The organism is Paenibacillus sp. FSL R5-0701, assembly GCF_037973995.1.
Lineage (GTDB): Bacteria > Bacillota > Bacilli > Paenibacillales > Paenibacillaceae > Paenibacillus.
The window spans coordinates 1,226,052-1,243,099 of sequence record NZ_CP150230.1 but is presented as its reverse complement, the minus strand read 5'-3'; the positions used below and the strand labels follow the sequence as shown (position 1 = coordinate 1,243,099).

Annotated in this window: 16 protein-coding genes; 2 read left to right on the top strand and 14 right to left on the bottom strand. The window is 47.5% G+C overall.

All coding sequences use genetic code 11. The features are described 5' to 3' along the window. Nucleotides 1-117: 117 nt before the first annotated feature. The 5 genes from MKZ13_RS05580 to MKZ13_RS05560 form a co-directional block, all read right to left on the bottom strand. The gene (locus tag MKZ13_RS05580; protein ID WP_221818994.1) at nucleotides 118-858 is read right to left on the bottom strand and encodes a hypothetical protein; all 741 of its coding nucleotides are present in this window, start codon (nucleotides 856-858) and stop codon (nucleotides 118-120) included. Beyond that, nucleotides 855-1,553, bottom strand: a complete 699-nt coding sequence (locus MKZ13_RS05575; protein ID WP_017690291.1) for an ABC transporter ATP-binding protein — start codon at nucleotides 1,551-1,553, stop codon at nucleotides 855-857. Before MKZ13_RS05575 ends, MKZ13_RS05580 begins: the two co-directional genes overlap by 4 nt. Next, nucleotides 1,546-1,932 (bottom strand): GntR family transcriptional regulator, encoded by a 387-nt coding sequence (locus MKZ13_RS05570; protein ID WP_026081254.1) that lies wholly within the window; start codon nucleotides 1,930-1,932, stop codon nucleotides 1,546-1,548. The genes MKZ13_RS05575 and MKZ13_RS05570 overlap by 8 nt, the downstream gene beginning before the upstream one ends. A gap of 218 nt (nucleotides 1,933-2,150) precedes the next feature. Then, nucleotides 2,151-3,017 carry an aldo/keto reductase gene (locus MKZ13_RS05565; RefSeq protein ID WP_339182490.1) on the bottom strand — a complete coding sequence of 289 codons (867 nt, stop codon included), beginning with the start codon at nucleotides 3,015-3,017 and terminating at the stop codon, nucleotides 2,151-2,153. Nucleotides 3,018-3,060: 43 nt separating this feature from the next. After that, complete coding sequence (locus MKZ13_RS05560) at nucleotides 3,061-3,618, bottom strand: STM3941 family protein (RefSeq protein WP_221818991.1); 558 nt, start codon at nucleotides 3,616-3,618, stop codon at nucleotides 3,061-3,063. A 392-nt stretch (nucleotides 3,619-4,010) separates the two neighbouring features. Between MKZ13_RS05560 and MKZ13_RS05555 the strand changes: the two genes are divergently transcribed. Further along, nucleotides 4,011-6,020, top strand: a complete 2,010-nt coding sequence (locus MKZ13_RS05555; protein ID WP_339182487.1) for a S9 family peptidase — start codon at nucleotides 4,011-4,013, stop codon at nucleotides 6,018-6,020. Nucleotides 6,021-6,149: 129 nt separating this feature from the next. On the opposite strand, the gene MKZ13_RS05550 is transcribed toward MKZ13_RS05555, so the two are convergent. Further along, nucleotides 6,150-6,842: a stalk domain-containing protein gene (locus MKZ13_RS05550; protein WP_339182485.1), complete on the bottom strand. Its 693-nt coding sequence runs from the start codon at nucleotides 6,840-6,842 to the stop codon at nucleotides 6,150-6,152. A 425-nt stretch (nucleotides 6,843-7,267) separates the two neighbouring features. Here MKZ13_RS05550 and MKZ13_RS05545 point away from each other — a divergent pair, with 425 nt between their 5' ends. Next, complete coding sequence (locus tag MKZ13_RS05545; RefSeq protein ID WP_339182483.1) at nucleotides 7,268-8,461, top strand: MalY/PatB family protein; 1,194 nt, start codon at nucleotides 7,268-7,270, stop codon at nucleotides 8,459-8,461. Between the two features lie 184 nt (nucleotides 8,462-8,645). On the opposite strand, the gene MKZ13_RS05540 is transcribed toward MKZ13_RS05545, so the two are convergent. The 8 genes from MKZ13_RS05540 to MKZ13_RS05505 form a co-directional block, all read right to left on the bottom strand. After that, the gene (locus MKZ13_RS05540) at nucleotides 8,646-9,251 is read right to left on the bottom strand and encodes an ATP-binding cassette domain-containing protein (RefSeq protein WP_339182481.1); all 606 of its coding nucleotides are present in this window, start codon (nucleotides 9,249-9,251) and stop codon (nucleotides 8,646-8,648) included. After that, a complete protein-coding gene (locus MKZ13_RS05535) occupies nucleotides 9,241-10,197 on the bottom strand; it encodes an ABC transporter ATP-binding protein (protein ID WP_339182479.1) in 957 nt (318 codons plus the stop codon). Before MKZ13_RS05535 ends, MKZ13_RS05540 begins: the two co-directional genes overlap by 11 nt. A 2-nt stretch (nucleotides 10,198-10,199) precedes the next feature. After that, on the bottom strand, nucleotides 10,200-11,201 hold the full coding sequence (locus MKZ13_RS05530) for an ABC transporter permease (RefSeq protein WP_339182477.1): 1,002 nt from the start codon (nucleotides 11,199-11,201) through the stop codon (nucleotides 10,200-10,202). Next, nucleotides 11,198-12,193, bottom strand: coding sequence for an ABC transporter permease (locus MKZ13_RS05525; RefSeq protein WP_339182475.1), 996 nt, complete (start codon nucleotides 12,191-12,193; stop codon nucleotides 11,198-11,200). Before MKZ13_RS05525 ends, MKZ13_RS05530 begins: the two co-directional genes overlap by 4 nt. Before the next feature lie 41 nt (nucleotides 12,194-12,234). Continuing rightward, a complete protein-coding gene (locus tag MKZ13_RS05520; protein ID WP_339182473.1) occupies nucleotides 12,235-13,899 on the bottom strand; it encodes an ABC transporter substrate-binding protein in 1,665 nt (554 codons plus the stop codon). A 285-nt stretch (nucleotides 13,900-14,184) separates the two neighbouring features. After that, on the bottom strand, nucleotides 14,185-14,718 hold the full coding sequence (gene nikR, locus MKZ13_RS05515) for a nickel-responsive transcriptional regulator NikR (protein WP_339182472.1): 534 nt from the start codon (nucleotides 14,716-14,718) through the stop codon (nucleotides 14,185-14,187). A 52-nt stretch (nucleotides 14,719-14,770) separates the two neighbouring features. Continuing rightward, entirely contained in the window at nucleotides 14,771-15,778 is a 1,008-nt protein-coding gene (locus MKZ13_RS05510) for an alpha/beta hydrolase (protein WP_339182470.1), read from the bottom strand. A 92-nt stretch (nucleotides 15,779-15,870) separates the two neighbouring features. Further along, on the bottom strand, nucleotides 15,871-16,977 hold the full coding sequence (locus MKZ13_RS05505; protein ID WP_339182468.1) for a hypothetical protein: 1,107 nt from the start codon (nucleotides 16,975-16,977) through the stop codon (nucleotides 15,871-15,873). Nucleotides 16,978-17,048: the final 71 nt, after the last annotated feature.

The window sequence follows — 17,048 nt, the reverse complement described above, 5'->3', positions numbered from 1 at the left end:
ACAATATATCTATATATACGTATAATTAATGGTAGTGGATTCAAAAAATGGATTATTACTGGATGTAAAAAAACGAGCAACCCTGGTTGCTCGCATCACGTTCAAGTTATCCTGTTATCAGACTTCGACTTTTTTGTTGTTCAGGTAAATGGTAGCCCACACCAAGATGACCGCCACAATAACTTCAAATACAATGCTTCCCCACATGCCGTCCGACCATAATACGCCATTGGCTGTGATCGAGATCCCTGTACTTTCTTCCGTGTACCGGAACATTTCATTTGGACTAAAACGTCCTGTCGTAATGATATTCTCCAACCAGCCAAGCAGATTAACGAGGACCAAGAATGCAACGATTCCGATCCATGGCCCAGTTCTCCAACGGAAGCTGCCTGCAATCGAGATCGAAAGGAAGATAATGACGGTCATGAATACCATAACCCATGCGCTAAACAGCAACAAACTAATATAATCCGAAACATGTAGACCCGAAAGATCAATATTGCTAGCTATGTTCATTCTGAGCTTCATTGAAATATAGATGTAGGCATGAGTCGTAAAAATAATGACTAACCCCAACCCGCAAAGAGCTCCAAAGATCAAAGGAGACAACACATGTGATAGGCCCGTTACGGGTAACAGACGGCGATTATAAGAGCGGATATTGGACGTGTATGTTTTGATCATTTTCACATAAATAGCCACACCTACTCCAACATATCCCATAATGCCAAGCACAATCCCTGTGACCTCAGACACGAAAAGGGAAAGCCCCACTTGAGCGATAATCAAAATAACTAGCCCCGCCAACAGTGTATTCCAGTTCCTTCTAAAGTCATACTTCAATAATGTCATCATTCCGCATAGACCTCCTTGAACATCTCATCCACACTTTTCCCATATTTCAGACGGAGCGTTTCCACTTCTTCCCGCATCACCAGCTCGCCCTCGCGAATAAAGACAACTTCATCAAAAATCCGTTCGATATCATTCACAAGATGCGTGGAGATGATGAGACTGCTGTCTTCATCATAGAATTTGACGATCGCATCCAGAATCTTGCCACGCGCAACCGGATCTACTCCGCCAATCGGTTCATCCAGCAAATACAGACGAGCCTTACGAGAAAGTGCCAGTGTTAATTGTAGTCGTTCATTCATACCTTTCGACAGATGCCGTACCCGGTCACTCTCGACAAGGTTCATGAAGTCCAGCATCTCCCGCGCCTTCTCCTCATCAAAATCAGCATAGAAATCGCGATAGTACGCAATCGCATCCCGCACTCTCATCCACTTCTCGGTTAATGGACGATCCGGCATGAACGAAACCAGTGCCTTCGTCTCCAGCCCAACAGGCTTACCTGTGACTTGAATCGTTCCGCTGCTCGGATGCAATAAACCTGCAACCAGCTTCATGAGCGTACTTTTTCCACTACCGTTGCTCCCCAGTAGACCTACGATTCGTCCCGGTGCAATATCCAATGTAATATTACTTAGCGCTTTCTTATTGCCATATGTTTTATTGATCTGGTTCAGTTCAAGGATGTTACTCATGCGTTGTTCCTCCCTTTCCTTCCGCAACGGCATCGGCTACGATGGATAAGATATCCTGCTCTTCGATCCCCAGTTCTTGCATTCCGGTCAGAAAGCGTTCCAGCAATTCACCGGCCATCTCTTTTTTGATCGTCATAATCTTCCGCTCCTCACTGGTCACGTATCTGCCCAAGCCCCGTTTGGTTTCAACCACTTCTTCCCGCTCAAGCTCCTGAAATGTCCGTTGTACTGTATTGGGATTGATCTGTAGTTCAGCCGCCAGTTCACGAACCGAAGGAATTTTGTCACCTGCCTGAAGTGTTCCGGTTACAATCTGTCTTTTGATGTACTGCATGATCTGCAGATAGATTGGTAAATTGTTATCAAATTCCATAGTCACAAAGCTCTCGCTCCTCTCTGTACTGGTGTGTTAGTTACATAGTACACTAGTGAAATAGTGTTGTAAAGCCCATTTGTTAAAACCTATTTTTGCTTTGGTCCTGCGGAAGCTTCGGCTATCTGTTTATTGGAGTAGGTTTGTATAGATACATGGGCACAAAAAAGAGCAGATCGGGTAGATCTGCTCCGCATGACTTATTAGTCGTATTTTCATCTATTTCACACGATATCCAAAGGTACCTTACCTTTAGGTGCAGGAAATGCCTCATCCAAACGGGCGAGTTCCTCTTGTGTCAAAACGATATTCACTGCTGCTGCATTGTCTGCCACATGATTCAGCTGTACCGCCTTGGGAATCGCCAGCACATCTCCATCGCTGATCACCCAGGCTAATGCGATCTGCGAAGTCGTAACTCCTCGATCCTGTGCAATATCCTGAATGACTGGATGCTCCAACAATTCACTTCGAAGTCTGCCACCCTGAGCCAGGGGACAATACGCCATTACAGGAACGCTACGTTCCCGCATCCAGGGAAGCAGATCATGTTCAATACCACGCGAAGCTGCATGGTAGAGCACCTGATTCACCATGCACTGAGACCCCTCCGGCAGACTCCATAACTCCTGCATATCCCTTGTATCCAGATTTGATACACCCCAGCGAAGGATTTTACCGGATTGCTTTAATTGTTCCAAAGCCTCAACCGTCTCTTCGAGCGGTACTCCCCCTCGCCAGTGAAGCAAATACAGATCCAGACGATCTGTACCAAGACGCGTGAGACTACGCTCACAGGCCGTAATCATCTGCTTGCGATCTGCATGATGGGGATATACTTTGGATACGAGAAAAACTTCATCACGATGGCCCGAGATGGCCTTTCCCGTAACAACTTCTGCCCCACCTTCTGCATACATCTCCGCCGTATCAATCACAGTCATTCCCAGTTCAATACCAGAACGCAGTGCCCGCACTTCTTCTTGCTGGCTGGATTGCTTCTCTCCCATGTTCCATGTGCCTTGTCCTATCGCAGGCAGGGCAGTTCCATCCGGAAGTAGAATCGTGCGTGTTGGATTACCATGCATCATCTATATTCCTCCATTCTGAAGACTTATGGACATTCTGACCTCTCTAACGACGATGATACGAATCATACATCATGTTATCACTCACATGTCTCCAGTGGCTCATCATCATGATATACAATTGATCCAGTGGCACTGTGAGGCTACTTTGGGCAACGCTGATGGTCGCATCGACCATATTGCTGTTGACCGTCATCAATTTGCGTTTCATCCCGTTCTGGCGATCCAGAAAGGCTTTCTCGTCCCGCAATTTTACCCCGATCATTTTCTGTCCCATTAATTCATACATAAAAATATTCTCAACGTCTTTCCAAGCCACGGCTCCTCCTGCAGTATAAGAAGATGCATCCACAAACCCATCCTCATCGATTACAAAAGAAGGTTCCTTCTTAATCATCTTTACCAGACTGTAGCAGAAACATAGCCCAAAAAACAAAATGGAAAGAAGTCCAATCACATCCGAAAGGATGGAATCATTCGTAACTGAAGAACGATCAAAAATCAAAAAAAATCCGGCTGCCACAAAGAGTGCCGCCCCTGCCGTAAGCCACGCCATTCGTTTCCGGCTTGGATATTCCACATGCTGCTCATAGGATGTGCTCAACGTGACGTTCCTCCTCCATTGTGACTGAATCATACAAGTTCTATATAAACGAATGGCTATGAACCAAATAGCTGAATGTAGAACAGGAATTGCATTGTACATTAAACCAAAATCACCAATGTTAAACATTAAAATTAGACCGTTTTTCCTCATTTCTGCGCTTATTCAACATTAGGATTCGTCATCCTTCGAGCAAATCCTTTAACACCCCTATATGAATTGAACAAAGAATATTTACACTTGCCACTCCGATGACAGAACAACCTTCCGATCACTGTTATAAATGTCTCCCCTCCCATCCTTAGTCATATTGTCCTGTCCCTAGCTTTCCGCTAATATAAATGGAAAGGTTAGGAATTAGCCAATTCTAATTCATGGTGGGAGGACAAACAATGATGAGTCAGCGCGGCATAACGTCGGAAGATCTTTATCAGATTACATGGGTTAATGATCCAACTCCGTCCCCTCAAGGCGGACAACTGGTATATGTAAGCCGGAAAACGAATGAAGCACGTGACGGTTATTGTTCTCACCTGAGACTGCTGCATCTGGGGAGTGGAAAGGACAGACCCTTTACCTCTGGTGAGAAGGATCATTCCCCTGCCTGGTCGCCCGATGGGTCTCAATTGGCCTTTTTAAGAGAGGTTGATGGGAAATCCCAGGTGTGGATTATCGCATCAGATGGAGGAGAAGCACAGCAAATCAGTCACCTGAAACATGGCGTCAGTTCCCTGCTCTGGTCACCGGATGGTCATACTTTGCTTGTGAAATCATCCGTGGATATGAGCGGAGATGAAGAATCAGAGCATACAGATCCTGTAGACGATAAACCTAAACTGCTGCAAGAACTTGTCGTAGACCGGATTCGCATGAAATCAGATGCCAGCGGATTATGGAACGGTAGACGTTCCCACCTCTTCGCTCTCGCACCGATCGATGTGGAACCACTCCCTGTAACTACAGGTCATTATGACGTTGGAGACTACGCTTGGTCACCGGACGGAAGATCCATTGCATGGATTGCCCAGCTGCCCGAAGATGGCGAGGATCATAACGATTACACTCTAACCAATCATGTGTACCTTGCCAAGGCAGACGGATCGGATGTGCAGCAGTTGACCCCGGAAGGATATACGTTCAGCCGGCTGGCCTTTGCACCGGATGGACAATCCATTGCACTGCTCGCCAGTGACCGTTCCTATGGAAATGCCACGCTTGTGAAGTTGTACACCCTTCCAATATCAGGTGGTGAACTCGTATGTCTGAGCACCGATTGGGACGTACAGTTAAATCACAGCATTGTTGGCGACATGAGATCACATCTGACAACCACGGGGCCTGTATTCAGTCGGGATGGTTCCTCCATCCTGTGCCTAGCAACCATACATGGTAGTGTCCGCATCGCCAAATTCGCGCGAGACGGCAGCAGTGCCGACTATATATGGCCTGACGAACGGGAGATTTATCAATTCGCCGAGTTGGAAAACGGGCAGATCGTTGCCGCTGTTGCCGACACACGAAATCCTGGTGATCTCTATATGTATGAAAAACCGGAAGATCCCGGAGTAGACCCGATTCAACTCACCCGCAGCAATCCACAACTTGAGGATGAGATACATCTTAGTACACCGGAAACCTTCTGGTTTAATTCCTCGGATGGCCTGCGGTTGCAAGGATGGATCATGAAACCTCATGGTATGGTCGGCGGGGTCAAAATCCCGACCATTCTGGAGATTCATGGCGGTCCACACATGATGTATGGTTTTACATTTATGCACGAGTTCCAGATTCTCGCCGCACAAGGCTACGCTGTTGTGTATATCAATCCACGCGGTGGCCTCGGATACGGGCAGCAGTTTGTAGACGCCTGTCGCGGAGATTATGGCGGCGGCGATTATCGTGATCTCATGGAGAGTGTGGACTATGCCCTGTCCCAATATGCGTTTATCGATGAATCCAGACTGGGCGTAACAGGGGGCAGCTATGGCGGATTCATGACCAACTGGATTGTTGGACACACCGATCGTTTTAAGGCCGCTGTTACCCAGCGTTCCATCTCCAACTGGTTATCTTTCTACGGCGTAAGTGACATTGGCTATTTCTTCACAGAAGATCAGATTGGCGGTAACGCGTGGGATGACACGGAAAAACTGTGGAAGCACTCCCCGCTCGCTTATGTCGGCAACGTCAGTACTCCGCTGCTCATTTTGCATGGCGAACAGGATCTGCGGTGTCCAATTGAACAGGCTGAGCAATTGTTCATTGCGCTGAAACGGCGTAAGCAGACCACAAGGCTTGTTCGTTTCCCAGGTGCCAACCATGAGTTGTCCCGTGGAGGCCATCCTCATCTGAGGGTACGCCGTCTGGAGCATATTGCCGGATGGTTTAACGAGTACTTGTAACGGACTAATATTTAGACTATTAATTCAGAGTATAGAACCAGATATGGATTCAACCCTAAAAGCCGTCCAATGAAATCTGTTACGATTTCAACGGGCGGCTTTGCTGTTCACCTTTTATAGAAGGGAAGATTATTCTTCTCCCCACACCACAGTGATTTCATTCAGATCCTTGTTGGTTGCAGACACCGAACCTGTGATCGTCACGGCATATTTACCATCTTCACTACCCACAATGCTGAAGCCGTCTGCCTGGATATCCTGTGTGTTCTGGCTTAGATTTTTGGTCTGGTAGTAGTCTTTGTAGGATGTTCCAACGGTCAGCAATGATTCTTTGGTTGTGTACGTAAGCACGACTTTTTTATTGTCGCCGTCTACATTGCTTTCAATGAGGCTGATTGCCTTTGCATCCTTCGGTAATGGGAAGTCAGTAGGCAGATACTTGGACTTCACGCCTGACGCCTGTGTGTTCGTGCCTGTGGATGGTGATGTTGATCCGCTGTTGCCTGTGGATGTTGACCCACCAGAAGAGCTTGAAGAGCCAATGCTTACTTTATTGTTATGTGAATCATACTTCACTTCGGTCTTTAACGCATCTGCAATCGAACGAATGGGGAGATATGTACTGCCTTGATATGTAATTGGCGCAAGCTTTTTGCCCTGGTCACCCGTCGGTGTAAATTTCTGTCCGTTCACTTCGATAGCGAGCCCATGGTTCAGATAAGCTTTGATTGTCTCCAGTTGTGTACCTGCATATACACCTGCCGATCCGGTTAACACCATGCCAAACACACCCGCAGCAATCAACCACTTTTTGCTTTTCATTCCTAAACGCCTCCTGAGTTCAAATGTCAGCCTTATGCATAATACGATTCAAGCGATCGCTCGATGTACGCGAAAGACTCATGTAGTTATGCTCATCATGTATGGGTACGATATGTATGGGTACGAGCTTATTCGGATAACAGCGCGTTGTTCCACCAAATGTTAGCAATATAATAGCATCTAACAAGAGGTTGTAAACGATAAATGGACAAAACAGGACCAAGGGCATACAAAAATAGTCTTTGTCGTATGCCCGCTGTTGTCTTGGTCATTAAGTTGTTCTTATATGAATAAAGTCCTGAATTCCGGACCATACATATGAAGCTAATTATTCACGCACAACAGTTGCGAAATTAACCAATGTATTAGATAATTATTTGTCGATTTGTGGTCGAAGGAACGGAACTCAAGGGGGATTAAATACGATGAATAACAATAGCAGTACATTTGACCAGTCTATTAACCGGATCTCTACCGGATCAGAAAAATGGGATGCGCTTGAGGATATCTTCGGCGCTGCTGATGCTCTTCCGATGTGGGTGGCCGATATGGATTTTGCTGCTCCACCATCCGTTATTCAGGCCCTGCAAACACGGATGGAGCACGGGATTTTTGGTTATACAGTGCGGACTGAGGCGTATCATGCAGCTGTTGCAGGGTGGATGGAACGGCGTCACAACTGGAAAATTAACGATGACTGGATTGTATTCACTCCAGGTATTGTGCCCGCACTCAGCATTGCTGTACAACGATTCACAGAGCCGGGAGATGCAGTGGTCATCCAAACTCCGGTGTATGCTCCCTTCTATGAAGTAGTACGTGGCCAAGGTCGTGAACTGATCACCAATCCTTTGGTAGAGAATAACGGTCATTACACGATGGATCTGGAACAACTGGAATCCAGCTTGCAGACCGGTCGGGTCAAAATGCTGATTCTGTGCAGTCCTCATAACCCGGTTGGGCGGGTATGGACTCGTGAGGAACTTGAAGGGATTACGTCACTGTGTCTGCAATACAACGTACTGATGGTTTCAGATGAAATCCATGCCGATCTTGTTCATCAGCGCGGAACTCACACACCACTGACCCTGATATCGGACGCCGTCTCTGATCTAAGTATCATCTGTACGGCTCCAAGCAAAACGTTCAACATTCCTGGCCTCTGCACATCCAACATCATCATCCCCAATGCCAAGTTACGAGAATCGTTTGCGCAGGGTGTAAAAACGATGGGACTTGCCAGTATCAGTACACTGGGAGCTGTGGCAACCGAAGCCGCATACAATGGGGCCGAGGAATGGCTGGATGAGTGCCTTGCCTATATCCGTGGAAATATGGAGTATGTACAACAGTATGTTACGGAACACATGCCACAGATCAAAATGCATCTCCCCGAAGCAACCTATCTGTTATGGATGGATTTCCGGGAATTGAATATTCCCCATGCACAACTATGCAACATGCTGCTTCATGAAGCAGGGCTTGCTTTCAATGACGGGAGCTTCTTTGGAACAGAGGGTACAGGGTTCATGCGTATTAATGTAGCCTGTCCACGTTCTACGGTTGAAGAGGCGATGCGCAGGTTATCTGTGTTGGTCAGCAATGTGTCGGGCAAATAAACTGTCAGTTACATCTATGTACGTTGCGAACAAAATGTGTACTGTTCGTTAAATGACGAATATTTGTCAAAAGTGAAAAGGGGTGCCCCGTAGTCAAGTCCATGACTCACATTCATGGACAATGACTTCACAAGGGGCACCCTTTTGTATTCAATCATTTTATTTATTCAAAACATAATTAAAACTACAGGGACATCGACATCGGTGTAATTCTGTCGCACAACCTGTTCAGCAAATCCCGATCATGGCTTATGATTAGTAATCCCAGATCACGCTCGCGAGTCACTTCCATCACGGTGTGCCAGATCTGTGCCTGAGTGATCGCATCCAGCATCGTTGTCATCTCATCTGCAATCACGTAACGTGTCGATGTACCGAGTGCTCGTGCCACACAGAAACGCTGCAGTTCTCCACCGGATAATTCACTCGGTCTGCGGTCCAACCAAGTCTGCTGAATCCCCAATGCTTCGAGCAACTGTTCATCCTGCACAGACGCCTCCTGAAGTACACGACGCATCCGCCAGCGTGGATTCACAGCCTTCTCCGGGTGCTGGAACACCAGCTGAACCGGACATACTCCTGTACGTGGGAGTGGTTTCCCATCCAAAAGGACTTGCCCTGCCACAGGTTCGGCATATCCTGCCAGGATGCGACCAAGGCTTGTTTTGCCACAGCCACTTGGTCCCCACAAGCCAACCACTTCTCCCTGTTGCACCTGCATGTTCATCTGTTGGAATACCCATGATTTCTGATCGTAACGATAACTTACCTCCCGTGCTTCAAGTGACATGGAAACACCTCACTTCTCCGCCCCGTACCTTACGAAGCTCTGGACGTTCATCGATACATACAGCGGTTGCTGCATTACATCGGGGAGCAAATGCACAGCCTGTGGTGATCTCTTGACCTGCCAACGGTTGGGAGCCTTGGAGTGGCTGAAATCCGTTCTGCGGCAACGCATTCCAAAGCGCTTTTGTATATGGATGACGCAGACGTTCTCCATTCCCTTTAAAATCATCCACCTGCGCCGTCTCTACATTGGCCCCCGCATAAAATACAGCGATACGATCGGCTGCCGTCAGGGCTGTCTTGACATCATGGGTAATCCACAGAATGCCTACACCTTCATTCGCAAGCTCGCGAAATTGCCTCATCGTCTCGGCCAGTACTTCGGGATGAATACCTGGTGTCGGCTCATCTGCAATGATCAGCTTGGGCTGACCTGAGGTCGCTGTCGCCATCAACACCCGCCTTGCCATACCTCCGGACAACTCAAACGGGTACTTCCCGGCTGTTCCTTGAGGAAGATGATAACGATCCGTCAGCTCCTGCTCCGTCTTTTTCAAGTGAGTTTGATTCATGAATCTACGCTTCCGTCCCAAATTTAGGGTCACCGGCTGAACTTGCCTTCCCACCTTCATCAACGGGTCCAAATAACTAACGGATTGCGGGATTAACATCAGTTCATCACCACGCAGTTCAAGCTGCCGCTCTGGAGTCAAAGGCTCGCCACTATAGCTAATACGCCCCTCCAACCTGGCATTGGTAGGCAGAATGCCCATGATGGCTTGCGCCAGTACACTTTTACCCGATCCACTTGCGCCTACAACAGCCACGATCTCGCCCTCGTTTATGGAAAGATCCAGATTCTGAATGACATACGTCTGTTCGTGCCCAAACCAACCACGAGCGCGCCGAAATGACACGGACACTCCCTCAATATCAAGCAGAGCCATATTTACCTCACCTCCCTTGAACTACCCGTACCCGTTAATGTCTTCAGACTATTGCCCAATACATCAAACGCACGAACAACCAGTAACAATGCCAGTCCCGGGAAAAAGGCGAGCCACCACATGCCAGCAGATAAATATCTCATCGACTCTGACAAAATAATTCCGATGGCCGGTTGTTGCGGGGACAACCCCAACCCCAGAAACGTAATGGCTGCCTCATGCAGAATGGCATGGGGAAAGATTAGCAATACGCCCACGAACAGCTGCGGGACCAGATGTGGCAGCATATGCTGCACCGCAATCTGTAACCGCGATTGACCCAACTTGTGTGAAATCTGAATGTACTCTGCGGATTTCAGTTGGATCATCTCCGCTCGTACAATCCGGGCCAGATTCGGCCAGTGCGTCAGCGCGATCGCTGCCGCTACTCCTGCCAGACCTCCACCGAATACAAAGGCCAACATGACCAGCGATACCAGATGTGGCACACTCAGGAACAGGTCGATGATCCATGAGATTACCCGGTCAGCAACCTTGCTAGAAGCCGCCCCCAGTCCAAGCAGTAGTGCGATCAGTCCGCCACCACAAGCTGCAAGCAAACCAACTTGAATACTGGTTGCCAATCCTTTTAACGTACGCATGAACATATCTCTTCCGATCCAATCTGTGCCAAACGGATGCGCCCAGGTTGGAGCCATATTCCGATCCATTAATGAAGTCAGCGTAGAACCAGCCGGAAGCAGCCTGCCCGTCAACCACACGATGACAATCCAGATCACCGCGAGGCTTCCCCAGATCACCGCTCTTTGGCGAGGATTTCGGAAACGTTGATTGCTGACACCCATGTACCTTCTTCTCATTTGGCGTGTTGTTCCTGTTCCTGTCTCAGCTTGTAGAGACCCTGTATTAACGTTGTACCGTACCTCTTGATTCGCAGTTTTCACTTTCTGTGCTTCGGCTGTTTCTGCCGTCTGTTCGGAGGAGCGTTCTACCGTCTGCTTCATGACATCAGCTCCTCCTTCATCCGTGGATCAATCAAGCGATACAGAATGTCGGCCACCATATTACCTGTGAAAACAAAAATCGCACTGCACATCACAAGTCCAAGCAGCAGTGGAACATCTCCACGCAACCCCGCCTGAACCGTTGCCTGACCAAGGCCGGGGTATGAAAATACCTGTTCTGCAAGCACAGCCCCTCCAAACAATTCACTGAACGAAGCAAACTGTAGTGTTATGGCTGGCAAAACAACATGTCTGAACCCATGTCGACGGAACAGCTGAAATCCACGTTCACCTCGCGCTCTCGCAAACAGAATATAATCTGACTCCAGCACATCCATAAGCTTCTGGCGTGTATGCAAAGCAATGGAAGCTACCCCGGTCAAACTGAGGGTCAACGCTGGCAGAATCATATGAATAACCCGATTTCCCCATGTGACCTGATCAGCCGACATCCCTGCGGGTACTCCAAGCCCAACCGGAAGCCAACCGAGCCATACCCCAAATACCATCAGCAGCAACAGCGCAATCCAGAATACCGGCGTGGAGGCCAGCGTATAACAATACCAACAGATCAGGCGATCCAGCTTCGAATCCCGTCTCATGGCAGCAACTACACCAAGAGTGAACCCAATGATCCCCGACAATATCCAGGCTACAGCCATAAGTGCGACAGAATTCATGAACCGTTCCTGGATAATATCCGCTACAGGCTGTCTGTAGATCATTGATGTCCCCAGATCTCCCTGAATCAGCGCTTGTCCCCAGGTTAGTAATCGTTCCACGGGAGATTCATTTAACCCCCAACGTTCTTCGATTAAACTGCGCTGTTCGGCGCTCACCCTGATCATGTCTCCACCAATGTAGGCTTCGATCGGATCAACAGGAGAGAATTGCATTAATATAAAAGACAACACACTGACTCCAACCAATAGAGATACAAGTCGCAACATTTTAAAACCAACAAATCTGGCCCATCCATTCCTGCCTGTCATCCAATCTCTCCCCAATTCAGGCTAAGCTATTGCTAGGTTTCCTATTTCTTGTTCGTACTGTTATCCCAGGACCATTCCTCCAGATTGGTTGTCACCGGCCAGCCGTGACCATGAGGATGGATCTGCTGCTCACCAATGTTCAGTCCATTCGTAACCAGATACAGATGATCTATATTTACAAGCCATGCCCATGGCGCATCCCCCTGATAACTGAAACCTGTTGTTCCATCCCATTCCGCTTTCTGCCAGAACGGCAATGCCTCTTCTTCACTTGTTGCCTGAAGGGCTTTGTCCATCCAAGAATCCACGACAGGATTACTGTACAGCCCCACATTGTAATACCCTTCTCCCTTATGAGTACTGCTATAGAGGTTATAGGTTTCCAAAGGGTCATGACTGCCCCACCCAAACAATACAGCGTTGGAGTAAGCCAGCTTTTTTGTCTCTTCACGGCTTTTGCCTTCAACATTGATTTTGATTCCCGCCTGGGCAACCATATCCGCAGTAGCTAACGCCAGAGATTGTCTTGTTAAATCACCTGCAAAATAAAGCAGATTGAATTCGGCCTTAACGCCGTTTTTCTCGACGATACCATCACCATCCTCATCTACCCAGCCACCAGCGGCCAGAATGCGCTTCGCTTCTTCGAGACTGGCATCCGTAAATACAGCTTCTGCATTGCTCCAAGGCAGATCATCACTGACGGAATACGCTGGACGACCGTACCCTTCCAGTACACCCTCAACCAAAGCCTTACGATCAATCGCGACATTCACCGCTTGGCGAATCGCCAGATCGGATGTCACATCATTCCCTGCAGGAAGACCATCGCCCGACTTGGCACCAGCAGGTTGCATGGGGAACATGATGCCCCGGTTATCTACGGTTTTCACGGCCTCTAAGCTCATGCCATTCACCTGTTGCTTGCTAAACGCTGCCGGGATAGCAGCGATATCCACCGTACCTGCCTGTGCAGCGGCGTAGGCTGCATCTTCATCCAGATAGAGGAAGGTGAGTTTGTGGAATGCAGACTTGTTACCGTAATATTCTTCATTGGCTTCAACGATAGCCTGTTGTCCTTTGTCCCACTGTACCAGCTTGTACGGTCCTGATCCGACTGGATGTTCCGCATAATCAGCGCCATAGGCGTGTTCAGGTACAATGCCAAGGGTCGTCAGCAGACTGATGAATGTAGACTGCGGCGACTTCAATGTGAATATAACCGTGCTATCGTCGGGTGCCTGCACATCAGCCATATTCGTCAAATCAATCACAGACCCACTCTGAGCAGCCGTATTAAACGTAAATTTTACATCTTCAGCCGTAAGTGGCTCCCCATCAGAGAATTTCACATCATTCCGGAGTGTAACCGTCCAGGTCAGCCCATCTTCACTAACTGAGTATGCGGTAGCCAGATCGTTAACCAGTTGTAGCTTGGCATCCCGCTTCAGCAAGGTACTCTGGAAAAGTGGTGAGCCATATTGCCCCCATCCGGTTGTTGGATCAAATCCACCTTCCGGCTCGGTGCCAACGGCCAGCACCAATTCGTCTTTGGTTAAGGCTGGAACTGACTGTCCATTCTCTGCTGATGAAGCTGTTGGCGCTGTGCTCTGTGCACAACCAGATAAACCAATGGAACATACAAGCAAAATGCCTAATCCTGTTCTACCTTTTCGTTTTCCCCATTTCCATGAAAATCTGCCCATTCTGGTCGTTCCCCCTCTAAATATGTGCTGCACTCCCTTTTTTCGTGTTACTTTTTAGAGAAATTGTAGCACAAAACACAAATCATATGTCAACAAAGTTAACTTCATAATCCATATTTTTTCATATTTCAGAATTAATAATTAAAAAGTTATATAACCGAGCATTTGTAGCGCTCTATAAAGTCAGGTATTATAACAAACAAAAAAAACAGACGTTGGCATTTAACCAATAATCTGTTTTTTTAGATTTGTTATATTTTCATAGAAATTACACTCGTATTTGTCTTACTCCGCAGATCGATGATGATGGCTGTGACCATGCTGACCCGCACTGTGATTGTGATCCAGACTTTGATCCGGATTGCCATCCTGACGACTCTGAGCATGAGCCAGTTTGTTAAGTTCATCTACATAAGTCACAGACAGCTCCGCATACAAAACACCTTTTTGTACCTGGATCTGTTGATGCAGATGACGCAATCGTCCCAGGTTACCCCGTACGGCAATAACCTCCAAGCATTGGTCATGGTTCAGGTGCACGTGCATATTGGAAATGATGTCATGATGCGCCTCATGCTGGAGCTCCATCAAACGATTAGGAAGATCACTGATATGGTGATCGTAGACCATCACAATGGTGCCAGCCACATCCTGATCAGATTGCAGTGCAGAAGGTTGCAGCAATGTTTTGCGAACAAGATCACGGAAAGCCTCAGATCGGTTTTTGTATCCCTGTTCCTCAATATAGTGGTCAAACTGCTCAATTAGAGGTGTAGGAAACGCCACCCCGAACCGGGTCAAATCTTCTTTATCTGCCATACTTCTCCTCCTGCGCCCTCATTTGCTTCGAGTGTACCACAGACTTGTCTGCTCATCGACTATACTGTTGCATGAATCGTACTGCCGAATGTATCGCATGTTGTCCAGCGTCACTCTCCAGATCAAATTGATAATCATGTCCCAGCTTCTCTGATGAGTTCGAGAAAAACAAGGTTTCCACCTCAACATCAAGGCGCTTCAATACTTGTGCCAGCTCAATCGATTGACTGGTCAACGGGTCATCATTGCCTGAGGTAATAAATGCAGGTGGATACGCTGCTGTGGCCTGAAGCACGGTCGACATTTCATGCAGACGTGGATAGTCTTCGAATGTTTTGACTCCGGTATATGACCAGAGAAATGTCCGTATAAGCGGAAATCCCGTTTCCGCTACTGTACTCAGATTGTAAGGACCACAGAATAGAAGAACTCCACGCAACTCTTCCGGCTGGGCGGCTGGTGTTATATTCATCAGTTTGGCGAGGGAAGGATTCGTCACCACTGCCGCAGTCTGACTTGCAATCTGGGCACCTGCCGAATTGCCTGCGAGAAATATTTTTTTTGGGTCACCCTGATACTCACTGACATGGTTCTTCACGTAAGTCAAAGCCTGATTCGTCTGGATCACGGAAGTGGGATATTTCGTATCCGGTGCGAGCGCATAATTCATACTGACCACAACGTAACCCTGCTTGGCTAATTGTACGGCATAATCTGCGATGTCCTCTTTGTCACCCAAGACCCATCCACCACCATGAACCCACAACACAACAGGCAAAGGTTCCGATGTTACGGAAGGATAATAGATATCCAGCGTACTGTCATTACTCCCTTCGTCTGCATAGGGTACATCCGCAACACGAGTTATCCCTTCCGAGAGCATAGTGTCCTTAGTGTCTGGATTAGCAATTTCAATCAATGATTTTAATAAAAATACTGTTATTTTGGGTGTCCATTGTGTACCAATCCCAATAAAACCTATGATCAAAATTAGTACAACGCTGGGAATCCAGTAACGTTTACGTTTATAACCTTTGGCCCCCATACGTTTCGTTTCCAACTTGGACTGCAATAGTTCCACCTCGTTCCATCATCATCGAAGCGTCTTTACACCTAAAGTTGTGTACGTTGCGGAGAGGACCGGGTTTCCTCTTATTTGGGTCTCTTGGCGATTTCCTGTCTGACTTTCACATACGTAGTGGATACTTTTTGCTCCAGTGTGTGGATATGTTGTTTTGTGCCTGCCCACTTCTCTGCTGCAGACGCCAAGGTGTTCAATGAGCTGAGTACACGTGACGGTTGGCCTTGCTTTGTGCTCTGTTTGAACTGTTGCAGGGCGTTTGCATATCGTTCTTTCGCCAGACTCGTCTGTTTTTTAGCCGTTTGAATCTGTTTCTTCGCGGAGTCGGCCCCTGCTAGCATAACTCGTAAACGTTTTATTTCAGCGCTCTTCCGTTTACGTGCTTCAGCAAGTTCCTTTTTCTTGATCCGGATATCTTCTCTGGCAAGCTTCACAACGGGTCTCAACGTCTCTGCCTGAGTACGGATTGCTGCACTCCATTCCTTATTTTTGATGGCTTTGGCTGCATCCAACTGTCGATTGACTGAACTATAGAGGGCGAATAACGGTTCATATCGGGCTTGGGTTTGCTTTACCTTTTCAGCTAAAACTGCGACCTTCGCATCATCGGTTTGTCTTATTTCTACACGTAATCGTTCCAATTCCGCGGTATTGGTGGCATGAAGTGTCTTTATTTTTTGTTCCCAAACCTGCTCTTGTGTCTTCCAGTTCCCCACTTTCTCGTACGCTTGCTTCAACGTTAACTTGGTTTGTGCATCGGCTTTGTTCAATACGGAGTCCCAGGCTTTTTGCGCGGTTACGCCAAGATCTATATCCGCTGCCTCGACTGAAGAAGCAAAGTAGATCGTGCTTGCGCTGAACAGAATCACAAGCCCTATGAGCAGGCGTGATCTGAAAATAAGATGAGCGAATGATGATAATTGACGACGCCGGACGTTACTTTGTTCCATCATGTGACTATGGCTACCTGCTATTGGAGAAGGAAATAGTATGTCACTCGTCTCCATTAAAGCTATATCTTCTGTAGCTATACCTTCGATATGCTGTCGCCCCTTCTTTTCTTCCAGCAAGCGATGATGATCTAAGAAGTCATGTTCGCTTGATCGTTCCAATAAGGAGCAACAACACTCCATTGCCTCCTGTTCATTTATCGTTTCCTTCCACGCTTCTGTTTGCATCCGTCACTACACCCTTTCTTCTAAAATATTTAGCAGAATAGCCAACGAAATCAGCGAACGACAAAAAAGCA

Bases quoted from the DNA above. Each gene is read 5' to 3' on its own strand.
- MKZ13_RS05555 (WP_339182487.1), top strand. From the start codon at position 4,011: ATGATGAGTCAGCGCGGCATAACGTCGGAAGATCTTTATCAGATTACA.
- MKZ13_RS05545 (WP_339182483.1), top strand. From the start codon at position 7,268: ATGAATAACAATAGCAGTACATTTGACCAGTCTATTAACCGGATCTCT.
- MKZ13_RS05550 (WP_339182485.1), bottom strand. From the start codon at position 6,842: ATGAAAAGCAAAAAGTGGTTGATTGCTGCGGGTGTGTTTGGCATGGTG.
- MKZ13_RS05535 (WP_339182479.1), bottom strand. From the start codon at position 10,197: ATGGCTCTGCTTGATATTGAGGGAGTGTCCGTGTCATTTCGGCGCGCT.
- nikR (WP_339182472.1), bottom strand. From the start codon at position 14,718: ATGGCAGATAAAGAAGATTTGACCCGGTTCGGGGTGGCGTTTCCTACA.
- MKZ13_RS05565 (WP_339182490.1), bottom strand. From the start codon at position 3,017: ATGATGCATGGTAATCCAACACGCACGATTCTACTTCCGGATGGAACT.
- MKZ13_RS05575 (WP_017690291.1), bottom strand. From the start codon at position 1,553: ATGAGTAACATCCTTGAACTGAACCAGATCAATAAAACATATGGCAAT.
- MKZ13_RS05540 (WP_339182481.1), bottom strand. From the start codon at position 9,251: ATGTCACTTGAAGCACGGGAGGTAAGTTATCGTTACGATCAGAAATCA.
- MKZ13_RS05525 (WP_339182475.1), bottom strand. From the start codon at position 12,193: ATGACAGGCAGGAATGGATGGGCCAGATTTGTTGGTTTTAAAATGTTG.
- MKZ13_RS05505 (WP_339182468.1), bottom strand. From the start codon at position 16,977: ATGCAAACAGAAGCGTGGAAGGAAACGATAAATGAACAGGAGGCAATG.
- MKZ13_RS05520 (WP_339182473.1), bottom strand. From the start codon at position 13,899: ATGGGCAGATTTTCATGGAAATGGGGAAAACGAAAAGGTAGAACAGGA.
- MKZ13_RS05530 (WP_339182477.1), bottom strand. From the start codon at position 11,201: ATGAAGCAGACGGTAGAACGCTCCTCCGAACAGACGGCAGAAACAGCC.
- MKZ13_RS05580 (WP_221818994.1), bottom strand. From the start codon at position 858: ATGATGACATTATTGAAGTATGACTTTAGAAGGAACTGGAATACACTG.